A 12216-nucleotide genomic window follows, 5' to 3' on the forward strand; every position below is an offset into this window, starting at 1 on the left:
GGCGGGGCGGGCCTCAGCGGGGGACGCGGGCGCGGCCCTCGGGCGAGTCGAGCCAGGCGAGCGTCAGCCGCACCCCCTCCTCGAAGCCCACGTCGCCCTTGAAGCCCAGCTCGTCGCGGGCACGGTCGATGGCGTACGACTGGTCGCGGTCGAAGAGGTGCACCGCGTGCCGGGTCAGGACCGGCCGTGACGTGATCCGCAGCGCCCCGTACAGGCCCTCCGACAGCGTCGCGACGCCGCGCGCCAGGGGCGCGGGCAGGCTGAGCGAGGGCGACTTCACGCCGAGGCCGCGGGCCAGCGCCTCGACGTACGCGCGCCAGGTCGTGCGGTCGGGGTCGCGCAGGTTGTACGTCCGGCCCGCGGCGGCGTCCGACGCGCAGGCGGCGATCATCGCGTCGGCCGCGTTGGTCACGTACAGGAGTCCGGCCGGTACGTCGCCGCCCCGGATGTACACCATCTGGCGGCTCAGGAGCAGCGTCGCGATCTCGATGACGAAGTCCTTGCTGCGCGGCCCGTACACGCTGACGGGTCGCACCACGGTCAGCGGCAGACCGGCGCGCGCCGCCGTCTCGCGCACGGCCTGCTCACCGAGGAGCTTGCTGCGGTTGTACGGCAGGCCGATGTCGCGCGGCGGGGTGTCCTCGTCGCAGGGGCGCACCGGGTAGCCGTAGACGTCGGTGGTGCTGACGTGCAGGAACCGCTCGACGGTGCCCGCGTGCCGGGCCGCGTCGACGAGGTTGCGGCTGCCGTCGACGTTGACCCGCTGGAAGTCCGCCCACGGACCCCAGTCGGCGGACAGGCCCGCGCAGTTGTACACGTGCCGCACCCCGGCCGCCGCCCGGCGCAGGCTGTCCGGATCGCCGAGGTCCCCGACGGCCACGTCGACGTCGAGCCCCGCGAACGCCGAGCGGTCGCTGCCCTCGCGGACCAGGACCCGCACGCGGTGGCCGCGTTCGGCGAGGCGGCGGGTGAGGTGGCCGCCGATGAAGCCGCCCGCGCCCGCCACGAGGACGTCGGGGGCGGGGGTGGTCGCTGCTGGCGCGGGGGTGGGGGCCGGGGCGGTGTCCGGCGCGGTCGCTCGGACCGCGTGCGCCTCCCGGCGTGCCGCCGTCCCGGTGCGCCCCGTCGTCCGGGAGGTGCCGTTCGTCTGCCTGCGTGTCGCCATGGCTTGCCCCAACAGGTCCAGTGCGCGGTCGAGTTCGTGCTCGGTGTGGTCGGCGTTGACGAAGAAGCGCAGACGGCACTCGTCGCGCGGGACGGCGGGGTGGCCGATCGGCATCACGTTCACGCCGAGGCGGAGCAGCGCGTTGGAGAGCGCCATGGTCTCCTCCCAGCCGCCGATGACGACCGGGATCACCGCGGACGCCCGCGACACGCCGATGTCGTACCCGCGGGCGCGGGCCGCGTCGCGGAAGTGCTCGGCGAGGTGCCGCAGCCGCGCCACGCGTTCCGGCTCGTCCCGCACGACCCGCAGCGCCTCCAGGGCCGCAGCCGCGTTGGCGGGCGAGATGCCGGTGCTGAAGATGTGCAGCGGAGCGGTGAACTTCAGGTACTCGACGAGCGGGCGGCGCGCGGCCACATAGCCGCCGAGGCTGCCGACGGCCTTGCTGAGCGTGCCCATCCACAGGTCGACGTCGGCGCGATCGACGCCGAAGTACTCACCGATGCCGCGCCCGGTGCGGCCGAGCACCCCGAGCGAGTGGGCCTCGTCGACCATCAGCATCGCGCCGTGCCGCCGCTTCACGTCGATGAACCGGGGCAGGTCGGGCAGGTCGCCGTCCTGGCTGTAGGCGCCCTCGACGAGGACGAGGGCGCGGCGGGCCCCGGCCCGGCCCGCGGTGAGAAGGCGGTCGAGGGCGCGCCAGTCGTTGTGCGGGAAGGGCCTGCGCCGGGCGCCGGACAGGACGCTGCCGCGCACCGCGCTGTCGTGGATCCACTCGTCGTGCAGGATCAGGTCCTCGGGGCCGAAGAGGTGCCCGATGGTCGCGACGTTCGTGGCGTGCCCGCCCGCGAACACGATCGCGGCCTCGGTGCCGAGGAACGCGGCGATCTCCGCGTCCAGTTGATGGTGCAGCGGTGTCTCGCCGAAGAGCAGCGGCGTCGCCGAGCAGGACGTGCCGTACCGGTCGACGGCGGCGCGCGCCGCCGCGCGCACCCGGGGGTGGTGGGAGAGACCGAGGTAGTTGAAGGCGGCGAAGTTGAGGACGGGGCGGCCGTCCACGCAGGACCGGCCGCTGTTGAACCCCTCGTGCGTGCGCCCGTACGGGTTGTCGCCGTCTGCCGTGGCCTGCCGCAGCCGCCCCCGCAGTTCGGCGTACTCGGGCCACTCCTCGAAGACGCGCTCCTGCCGCACGGCGGGTGCGGTTCCGTCGCCGGGCGCGGTGGCCGGGGGCGCCTCGGCGGACCCGGCTACCGCGTCGGCCATGGGGACGGCGCCCGCCAGGAGGTCGGCGAGCTGCTCCACCGTGGGGTCCTCGGGCAGCCGCTCGCGGTTGCCGTTCAGATGCCCGGGGAACCGCCGAGCCAGGGCCCGCTCCAACTCGGCGCGCATCAGCGAGTCGAAGCCGAGGTCGGCGCCGAGCCGGGCGTCGCGCGGGATCTGCGCGACGGCGTAGCCGCAGACGCGGGACACCTGCGCGAGGACTTCGTGCCGTCCGGTGCGGGCGGCGTCCGCAGGCGGAGGTGCTAGGGGTGCCGCCGGCGGAGGTGCGAGGGGTGCCGCTGGTGGTACGTCCAGAGGGCGGCGCGGCCCGGAAGCGGGCTCTTGGCCCGAGTGGAGGGGCGCTCCTGGCACGGACGTGGTTGCTTGCGTCGTGTGGAGGGGCTCTCGCGGTGCGGACGCGGTTGCTTGCGTCGTGTGGACGGGCTCCTGCGGTGCGGACGCGGTCGCTTGCGGCACATGGACGGGTCCCTGCGCTCCGGACGCGGATTCCCGCGCGGTGTGCACGGGCTCCCGAGTGCCGCGGACGGACGCGTGCCCCTCCCCGGGCGCGTCCGTCGCGGCGGCAGCGCGCCCCGCCCCGGATGCCCCCGCGTCCGGTGTGAACCAGTACGGCTCCCGCTCCCACACCGCGTGCGGCAGCGGCACCCGCGGCGCCCGCCGCCCCGCGTCGAGCGCCGCCCAGTCCACCGTGCCGCCCGCGCAGTGCAGCCGCCCGAGGGACGTGAGCAGCGTCTCCCAGTCGCCCGCCGCGCCGGGCACGGCCCCGCCCCGGCCCCGCCGCAGCGACGGCAGCCACAGCGCGGGCCGCGCGTCGGGCCCGGCGTCGGCCGGAGCCGTCGCGCGGCCCAGGCCGAGCAGGGTCGGGTGCGGGCCCATCTCGACGTACGCGGTGCAGCCGAGGCGCCGCAGGGCGGCGAGGCCGTCGGCGAAGCGCACGGTGCCGAGCAGATGGTCCACGAGGGCGTCGGCGTCGATCCGGCCGACGGGCTCACCGGTCGCGTCCGACACCCAGGTGATCGCGGGCTCGGCGAAGCGCACGGAGCGGGCGGCGGCGCGCAGCGGCTCGGCGGCGCCCGCCATCAGCGGCGAGTGGAAGGCACCCGAGACCGCGAGAGGCTTGACGACGACCGAACGCTCCGCGAGGTCCGCGCGAGCCCGCTCGACCTCCGTCCGGTCCCCGGAGAGCACCAGGTGGGTGGGCGCGTTGACGGCGGCCACCGCCAACGTCCCGTACCGCGACGCCGCTTCGCGCACCGTCCCGGCGTCCCCGACGCAGGAGATCATCGCGCCGTCGCCCGGCTGCTCCTCCATGAGCCGCCCGCGGGTCGCGGCGAGCGTGAGGGCGTCCTCGAAGGTCAGCGCGCCGGACACGCACGCGGCGGCGTACGCGCCCACGCTGTGCCCGAGGACGGCGGTGGGCCGCACGCCGAGGGACTGCCACAGCTCGGCGAGCGCGATCTCCAGGGCGACGAGGGCGGGTTGGCAGTACCGCGTGGCGCGCAGCCGGTCGGCGCCGTCGGGCGCGAACAGGACCTCGGTCAGGGGAGCGCCGAGGTGGGGCCGCAGCACGCCGTCCGCGCGGTCGATGGCGCGGGCGAACGGCTCGTGCGTGTCGTACAGGCCCCTGCCCATGCCCGGGTACTGCGTGCCCTGGCCGCTGAACAGGAACGCCGTGCGCGGCTCGGGCCCGTGCCCGGCGGCGCCGCGCACCACGGCCGTCGAGGCCTCGCCCCGTGCCAGCGCGTCGAGTCCGGCGTCGAGCGCCGCCGCGGAGCCGCCGACGACGACCGCGCGGTGCGTGAGGACGGCCCGGCCGGTGTGGGCGGCCCGGCAGAGGTCGGCGAGGGGGGCCTCGGGGCGGGCGGCCAGATGGGTGCGCCAGCGCGAGGCCAGGGTGGCGAGGGCGGTCGGCGTGTGGCCCGACAGGCACAGGGCGTGCACCGGCCGCGCGGGCGGCGCGGGCGCGGGGCCGGGGGCGGGCGGGGACTCCAGGACGACGTGCGCGTTCGCCCCGCCGAAGCCGAAGGAGCTGACGGCGGCCCGAGCCGGGCCCGCGCCGGTGAGCGGCGTCAGGCGCGTCGGCACGTCCAACCCCGAGCCGTTCCAGTCGAGTTGCCGGTTGGGTGTGGTCAGGTGCAGCGTCGGCGGCACCTCGCGCTCGCGCACGACGAGCGCCGCCTTGATGAGGCCCGCGACGCCCGCGGCCGCCTCCAGGTGCCCGATGTTGGTCTTGACGGAGCCGACCAGGCAGCGGGCGCCGTCCGGACGGCCCATGCCGTACGCGGCCGCGAGGCCCTCCCACTCGACCGGGTCGCCGAGCGGGGTCCCGGTGCCGTGCGCCTCGACGTAGTCGATCTCCTTGCCGCTCAACTCGGCGTGGGCCAGGGCCTGTTCGATGACGGCGCGCTGTGCGGAGCCCTTCGGTGCGGTCAGGCCGTTGGCGCGCCCGCCGTGCCCGGTGGCCGAGCCCCTGATCACCGCGTGCACGCGGTCGCCGTCGGCGAGGGCGGCCGACAGGGGCTTCAGCAGGACCAGGCCCGCGCCCTCGCCGCGCACATAGCCGCCCGCGGCGTTGTCGAACGTACGGCAGCGCCCGTCCGCCGCCAGCATCCCGCCGTCCGCGAACGCCACCGAGAGGCCGGGCGTGAGCATCAGGTTCACCCCGCCCGCGAGCGCCGCCCCGCACTCGCCCCTGCGCAGGCTGTCGCACGCCAGATGGACGGCCGTCAGGGACGAGGAGCACGCCGTGTCCACGGCGAGGCTCGGGCCGCGCAGGTCGAAGGCGTAGGAGAGCCGGTTGGCGGCGATGGAGTGCGCGTTGCCGGTCGCGCCGTGCACGTCGACCGTGTCGAGGCGGCCCATCTGGAGCTCGGCGTAGTCGTGGCTGCTGATGCCGACGAACACGCCGGTGGCGGTCCCCGCGTACGACGTCGGGTCGTGGCCCGCGTCCTCCAGCGTGCCCCAGGCCGTCTCCAGGAGCAGCCGCTGCTGCGGGTCCATGCGGACCGCCTCCCGCGCCGAAAGGCCGAAGAAGCGGGCGTCGAACTCCTCGACGCCGTCGAGGAACCCGCCGAAGCCGGGAGCAGCCACCCGCGCGGCGTCCCACCGGCCGCGCGGCACCTCGCCGATCGCGTCGCGGCCGTCGCGCAGGAGCCGCCAGTAGCTGTCCAGGTCGGGCGCGCCGGGGAAGCGGCAGCCGATCCCGACGACGGCGACCGGCTCGGGCGCGTCGCCGGGACCGGGCGCCGCCACGGCCGCGTGCGCCAGGGCCGCGGGCGCCTCGGCACGCGTCCCGGCCGCCGCCGTGCCCGCCGCGCCGAGATGGGCGGCGATCGCGCGGATCGTCGGGTGGTCGAAGACCACGGACGCGGGGATCTCACGGCCGGTACGGGCACTGAGCTCCGCGAGGACCGCCACGGCCTGCTTGGAGTCGAGGCCGAGCGACGCGAGCGGCCGGGACGGGTCGACGGCCGTCGCGGCGAGCCCCAGGCGCTCGGCGACCCGGGCGGTCAGCCACGCCTCGACGGAGTCCGGGTCCCAGGTCCCGCCGGTGGGCGCACGCTCGGACAGGAGCCCGGTCAGCGTGTCGACCCGGGGCCGCACGAGCAGCTCCCCGACCGGGACCGGCACGCCGAGGCGCCGCTCCAGGTCCCGTACGACGAGCAGCAGCCGGGGATGGTCGAGGCCGAGGTCCGCGAACGTGCGGGTGGCGGCGCCGGAGACGGCGGGGAAGTCGGCGACGTGCGCGCGCAGGACCTCCTCGACCGCCTCGCCCACCGACTGGACCCGCCCGTGCCCCTCCGGCGCGGCCGGGACCGGCGTGTCGCGGGTGACGCTGGCCGCCACGACCTTCAGGCCGAGGCCGAGGAAGTCCGCGCGGCAGGCCTGGCGTTGGATCTTCCCGCTGGTGGTCCGGTGCACCGTGGACCGCTTGAGCAGGACGACGGCGTGCGGTGTCACCTGGTGCTCGTCGGCTATCGCCGAGCGCAGCCCGGCGAGCAGGCCGGGCGCGTCGGCGGCCCGGCGGCCGTCGATCTCGTACGCCACCACGAGCTGCTCCGCGCCGTCCACCTCGACGGCGAAGGCGGCGCCGCAGCCCGGGCGGACGGCCGGATCGGCCCGCTCCACGGTGAGTTCGATGTCGTGGGGGTAGTGGTTGCGGCCCTGCACGATGACGACGTCCTTGGTGCGGCCGACGACGTGCAGCTGGCCCTCGCGCAGGAAGCCCAGGTCGCCGGTGCGCAGATACGGCGTGTCGGGCTCGTCCTCCAGGCGGGCGCGGAAGGTGTCCTCGGTGGCCTCGGGGCGGCGCCAGTAGCCGCGCGCCACGCTGGGGCCCGTGAGCCACACCTCGCCGATCGTGCCCTCGCCGGGGACCCGTCGCCGTGTCCGCGCGTCCACGACCGCCACGTCCACGCCGTCGACGGCGGGGCCGCAGGCGACGACCCGCGTGACCCGGCTCCCGGCGGCCTTCCCGGCCCCGGTGGCCTCGGTGGCGAGCCCCGCGCCGAGCGCCGCCGCGTCGAACTCCCCGATGGCGGGCGGCTCGTGGGCGCGCACGCCCGTCACCATCAGAGTGGCCTCCGCCAGGCCGTAGCAGGGCAGCAGCGCGCTCCGCCGGAACCCGCTCGGGGCGAACCGCTCCACGAACCGGTCCAGGGTGTCGGCGCGCACCGGCTCCGCGCCGTTCAGGGCGAGCCGCCAGTGCCGCAGGTCGAGCCGGTCGCGTTCCTCGTCGGTGATCCTGCGGACGCACGCCTCGAAGCCGAAGTTGGGGGCGACGCTGGTCGAGGCCCGCGTGTCGGACAGGGCCTGGAGCCACAGCAGGGGGCGGCGCACGAACGACATCGGCGCCATCAGATGCGCGGGGAACCCGCCGTACAGCGGCGACAGGATGCCGCCGATCAGGCCCATGTCGTGGTACGGCGGCAGCCACGACACCATCTGCGAGTCCGCGTCGTGCGCCAGCCTGCGGTGGATGGCGGCGAGGTTGTGCAGCAGATTGCCGTGGCTGACCATGACGCCCTTGGGCGCGGACGTCGAGCCGGAGGTGTACTGGAGGAAGGCGAGGGAGTCGCCGGTGAGGTCCGGCGCCCGCCAGTCGCCCGCCCCCGCGGTGTCCCCGTCGCCGTCCCCGTCTCCGCCGCCCGCCCCCGCGTCCGTGCCGCCCCCGGCGCCGGACCCGGACCCGGACCCGGCACCCGTCACCAGCCACCGCAGCCCGCCGAGCCCGAGCGCGGCGAGCTCGTCCTTCCGGTCGCCCGCGAACCGCGAGAGGCCGCCCGTGGTCAGCGCGTGCGTGGCCCGCGAGTCCCGGGCGATGGCGGCGAGCCGGGGCATGGTCTGGCCGAACCGGCGGGTGTCCGGGGGATAGGCGGGGACGGCCACGGCCCCCGCGTACAGGCAGCCGAGGAAACCGGCGATGTAGTCGAGGCCGGGCGGGTGCAGAAGCAGTACCGGGTCGCCCGCCGCGCCCTCGCGCTGGAGCAGGGCGGCGACGTGCCGGGCCCGCAGGTCGAGCTCGGCGAACGTCCAGGAGCGCTCGCCGGTCCCGGGGGCGTCGGAGCTGCCCGGCGCCGGGGTGTCGGCGTTGCCGAGGAAGCGGTAGGCGAGCGCGTCCGGCCGGTGCGCGGCGTGCCCGCGCAGCAGGGCGACGAGGGTCCGCGGCTGCTCGCCGCGTCCGTGGGTCTCGGTCGGGCCTTGGGTCATGTACGTCTCCGTCACTTGCCGGGCACGGCACGCGGGGCGGGGCCGGGCGCGGGCCGGGGTGTGGGCGCCGGGCCGCCGAGGCGCCGGTAGTCGGTCTTGCCGTTGGCGTTGTGCGGCAGCTCGTCGAGGCAGGTGGCCGTGCGCGGCAGCATGTAGCGCGGCAGGTAGCGCGCGCAGTGCCGCTTCAGCTCGATGAGGCCGGGCCGCGGCGTCTCGCCGTTGAGGGTGAAGTAGAGGGCGATCACGGTGTCGGGGCCGCCGGTGTCGGCGACGACGGCGGCGTGCGCGATGCCGGGGTGGCGGAGGACGGCCGCCTCGATCTCGCCGAGTTCCACGCGGTGGCCCGCGAGTTTCACCATGCGGTCCTTGCGGCCCCGGTACACCAGGGCGGCGCTGCCGTACCGCACGTCGTGGCTCACCAGGTCGCCGGTGGCGTGCCGGCCCCCGCGGTGTCCGGCCGCGGCGGGCTCGGCCTCCCGGCGCCAGTAGCCGGGGGTGACGCAGTCGCCCTCGACGACGAGCTCACCGAACGCGTCGGGGCCGGTGAGGGCGCGGCCGCTGTCGTCGACGACGGACACCTTGGCGCCGGGCAGGGGGGTGCCGATGGGGACGGGTTCGTGCCGCGCCAGGTCCTCGGGGCGCACCCGGTGGTAGGTGCAGACGTTGGTCTCCGTCGGCCCGTACAGGTTGTAGAGCCCGGTGTCCGGCGCCAACTGCCGTGCCAGCGCGCGCAGGTGGGGGATGGGGAACACCTCGCCCGCGAACAGGACGTACCGCAGTCCCCGCGCGGTGTCGGGAGTGAGCGCGCCCGACGCGGTCAGGAGCCGCAGAACCGACGGCACCGAGTACCAGACGCTGACGCCGTGGTCACGGATCCCGGCGGCGAGCGCGGCCACGTCACGGGCCTGCGCGTCCGGCACGATCCACAGTCCCGCGCCCGCCGACAGGGCGGTGAACAGGTCGAACGTCGACAGGTCGAAGTTGAACGAGGCGTGGCCCGCGAACACGTCGCCCGGCCCGACGTCCAGCTCCTCGCGCGCCCACCGGATGAAGCACGCCAGGTTCCGGTAGCTGATCCGCACGCCCTTGGGGATGCCGGTCGACCCGGAGGTGTACAGGATCGCGGCGAGGTCGTCGCGGTCCAGGGGCGGAAGGAGGACGACGTGGCCCGCGGCACCCGCGGTGAAGGCGGACCAGCCGACGGTGGACCGGCTGACGGTGGACCGGCTGACGGGGGACCGGTCGCCCGTGCCCCCGTCCCCGCCCTCTGCCCCACTCTCGTCCACGAGCACGATCACCCGCACCGATTCAGGCAGTTGACGCTCCCTCAGCGCTTCCAGACGGCGGCCGTCCGTGACGAGCGCGACCGGCTCGGCGTCCCTGAGGATCGTCTCCACGCGGGCCACGGGCTGCCCGCCGTCCAGCGGAACGTACGCGCAGCCCGCGTGCAGGGCGCCGAGGATCGCCTCGGCGTAGCGCGGCTGCTTGTCCGTCCAGATCGCGACCCGGTCGCCGACCTCGGCGCCGACGCCGAGCAGCCCGGAGGCCAGGGCGGCGACATGCGCGGCCAACTCGCCGTACGTGCGGGCGTCGGGCCCGACGAGGGCGGGCCGTGTGGACTGTTCGGCGCTCGGCGGCCACGGCTTGCGGATGAGCGCGACGTCCGAAAGGTCCGTGGGCGGCTTGGTCATCGCGCTCACCCGGCCGACGGCAGGACGCCGGTCTCGCGGGCGGCGTCGACGAAGATGCCCGCGGCGGTCTCCAGGTCCTCGCGGGTGTGCTCGCAGGTGACGCTGATCCGCAGCCGCGCGTCGCCGAGCGGCACGCCTGGGAACACCACCGTCTGGCAGAACAGGCCGCGGGCCCGCACGGCCCGGCCCATCTCCAGGGCGCGCCGTTCGTCGCCGATGACGAGCGGCAGGATGGCGCTCTCGGTGTGCTCCAGGTCGAAGCCCGCGTCGGTGAGCCGTTGGTGCAGGAAGCGGATGTTGGACCAGAGCCGGGTGATCCGCTCCGGCTCCGTCTCGATCAGGTCGAGGGAGGCGATGAGGCCGGCGGCGACCCCGGCGGGGATGCCAGCGGCGAAGACGTAGGAGTTGGCGTAGAAGCGCAGGTACTCGACGACGTCCTCGTCGCCGACGACGAAACCGCCCATGCCCGCGAGGGACTTGCTCATCGTGCCGAGCTCCAGGTCGACCTCGCCCTTGAGGCCGAAGTGCTCGGCGGTGCCCGAGCCGCGCGCGCCGAGGACCCCCGTCGCGTGCGCGTCGTCGATCATGACGCGGGCGCCGTACTCCTTGCCGAGCCGGACGATCTCGGGCAGGTCGCAGATGTCGCCGTGCATGCTGAACACGCCGTCCGCGACGATGAGTTTGCCCGCCGTGTGGTCGTCGCAGCGCTTGAGGACGCGCTCCAGGTCCGCCATGTCGTTGTGCTGGTAGATCTTGCGGACCGCGCCGGAGAGGCGGGCGCCGTCCACGATGCTCATGTGGTTGAGCTTGTCGACGATCAGCGTGTCGTAGCTCTTGACCAGCGCGGAGATGGTCCCGAGGTTGGCGGCGTACCCACCCGGATAGACGATGCACGCCGGACGGCCTTTGAACGCGGCCAGGCGCCGCTCCAGCTCCTTGTGCAGCATGTTCGTGCCGCCGATGAAGCGCGACCCGGTGTGCGTGGCGCCGAAGGCGCGGGTGGCCTCGCAGACCGCCTCGATCACCTTCGGGTGGTTGGCGACACCCAGGTAGTTGTTGGAGGCGAACATCAGGAACTCACGCTTCTGGCCCGTGAGTTCGTCGAGGATGAGCGCCCGGCTGCCGCAGCGGGAGTGCAGCGGCATCCCGTACCAGTACAGGTGCTCGGCCTCACGGCCGCGCAGATGGCCGCGGAAGCTGCGGGTCTTGGCGAAGAGGTCGCCGTCACGGCCCTCCACGAAGTCCTTCATGGAACGGCTGTCCCAGGAGGCGGCGCGGCCCGGAGCCGCGGTGCCACCGCTGTCGCGGTACGCCCGCAGCTCGGCGATCAGGTCGCGCAGGGTCGGCGCGGTCAGGGTGCCCGCGAGGTTGTCGGGCAGGCCTAGGGCGCGGGCGCAGTCGGCGACGATCGACACCAGGACCACCGAGTCGATGCCCAGCTCGCCCTCGAAGTCGGCGTCCAGGGGCAGTTGGTCGCGCCGGTACTGGGTGTGGTGCGAGGCGGCGCGGAGGACGGCCTCCAGGACGGGGTCCTCGGCGGAGGAGGAGGCGAGGGCCTCCTCGACGGCGGCGGTCAGTTCGCGGATCGTGTACAGGCCGTCGGGCAGCGGCGCGCCGAGCGCGAAGCGCTCCTTCACCAGGGCGAGGATCGACTCGTGGATCACGGAGTCGATGCCGAGGTCGGCCTCGAAGTGGCTCTCGGGCAGCAGGTACGACTCGTCGTACAGCGTCCGGGAGGCGACGATGTCCACGATCTCGCGCCGTACGGCGGCGCCCTCGTGGCCTTTCGCGGTGGCTTCGGTGTCCGCTGTGGTGGCTTCGTTCATCGCACGCTCTCCCCCTGGGCCCGCAGTCGCTCGACGAGTGCGGCGATCGTGTCGACGGATCGGAAGTTCGCCGGGGAGATCTCCCGCAGCGGCACGGTGATGCGGAAGTCGCTCTGCAGGTAGTGCACGAGGTCGAAGATCCCGGCCGAGTCGATGATGTTCAGCTCGGCTATGGGCAGTTGGGCGTCGAGGCCCTCGGCGTCGCCGTCGAGCCAGACGTCGGCGATGTAGTTGATGATCGACTGCTCGGTGGTCATGGCCGCCCTACGCCCGCTCTCCGGTGGCCGACGCCGCGGGGGCGCTCGGGCTCGTCACGGAGAGCCCCTCCTGGATCAGCGCGGCCACCGCCGCGACCGTGTCGCCCGGGGTGGCCGCGTCCTCGCCGACGGCGACCCGGAACTCGGACTGGATGACGAGGAGCAGCTCGACGAGGAACAGCGAGTCCATGTCGAGGTCTTCGAACTTGGTGTCGGGGCCGATCTCCGCGCGGTCCACCTCGAACCGGTCGACAAGGAGATCGACCAGCCTGTCGTACGTCTCGCTCATG

5 protein-coding genes are annotated in these 12216 nt (G+C 75.0%); all 5 read right to left on the reverse strand.

Annotated elements, in window-relative coordinates; translation table 11 throughout:
- Window positions 1–13: 13 nt before the first annotated feature.
- From ACFVHO_RS24160 to ACFVHO_RS24180, 5 genes are read right to left on the reverse strand one after another with little or no spacing between them, the layout of a single operon-like run.
- Window positions 14–8152: an aminotransferase class I/II-fold pyridoxal phosphate-dependent enzyme gene (locus ACFVHO_RS24160; protein WP_385718177.1), complete on the reverse strand. Its 8139-nt coding sequence runs from the start codon at window positions 8150–8152 to the stop codon at window positions 14–16.
- Between the two features lie 11 nt (window positions 8153–8163).
- The gene (locus ACFVHO_RS24165) at window positions 8164–9843 is read right to left on the reverse strand and encodes an amino acid adenylation domain-containing protein (protein ID WP_385718180.1); all 1680 of its coding nucleotides are present in this window, start codon (window positions 9841–9843) and stop codon (window positions 8164–8166) included.
- A gap of 5 nt (window positions 9844–9848) precedes the next feature.
- Window positions 9849–11669 (reverse strand): aminotransferase class I/II-fold pyridoxal phosphate-dependent enzyme, encoded by a 1821-nt coding sequence (locus tag ACFVHO_RS24170; RefSeq protein ID WP_385718183.1) that lies wholly within the window; start codon window positions 11667–11669, stop codon window positions 9849–9851.
- On the reverse strand, window positions 11666–11926 hold the full coding sequence (locus ACFVHO_RS24175; RefSeq protein WP_385718186.1) for an acyl carrier protein: 261 nt from the start codon (window positions 11924–11926) through the stop codon (window positions 11666–11668). The genes ACFVHO_RS24170 and ACFVHO_RS24175 overlap by 4 nt, the downstream gene beginning before the upstream one ends.
- A gap of 7 nt (window positions 11927–11933) precedes the next feature.
- Window positions 11934–12215: an acyl carrier protein gene (locus ACFVHO_RS24180; protein ID WP_385718189.1), complete on the reverse strand. Its 282-nt coding sequence runs from the start codon at window positions 12213–12215 to the stop codon at window positions 11934–11936.
- Between the last annotated feature and the right edge of the window lies 1 nt (window position 12216).

Source organism: Streptomyces sp. NPDC127108, assembly GCF_042677545.1.
Classification (GTDB): Bacteria; Actinomycetota; Actinomycetes; order Streptomycetales; family Streptomycetaceae; genus Streptomyces.

Excerpts from the sequence above, each read along its gene's own strand:
- ACFVHO_RS24165 (WP_385718180.1), bottom strand. The coding sequence starts at position 9,843 with ATGACCAAGCCGCCCACGGACCTTTCGGACGTCGCGCTCATCCGCAAG.
- ACFVHO_RS24160 (WP_385718177.1), bottom strand. The coding sequence starts at position 8,152 with ATGACCCAAGGCCCGACCGAGACCCACGGACGCGGCGAGCAGCCGCGG.
- ACFVHO_RS24175 (WP_385718186.1), bottom strand. The coding sequence starts at position 11,926 with ATGACCACCGAGCAGTCGATCATCAACTACATCGCCGACGTCTGGCTC.
- ACFVHO_RS24170 (WP_385718183.1), bottom strand. The coding sequence starts at position 11,669 with ATGAACGAAGCCACCACAGCGGACACCGAAGCCACCGCGAAAGGCCAC.
- ACFVHO_RS24180 (WP_385718189.1), bottom strand. The coding sequence starts at position 12,215 with ATGAGCGAGACGTACGACAGGCTGGTCGATCTCCTTGTCGACCGGTTC.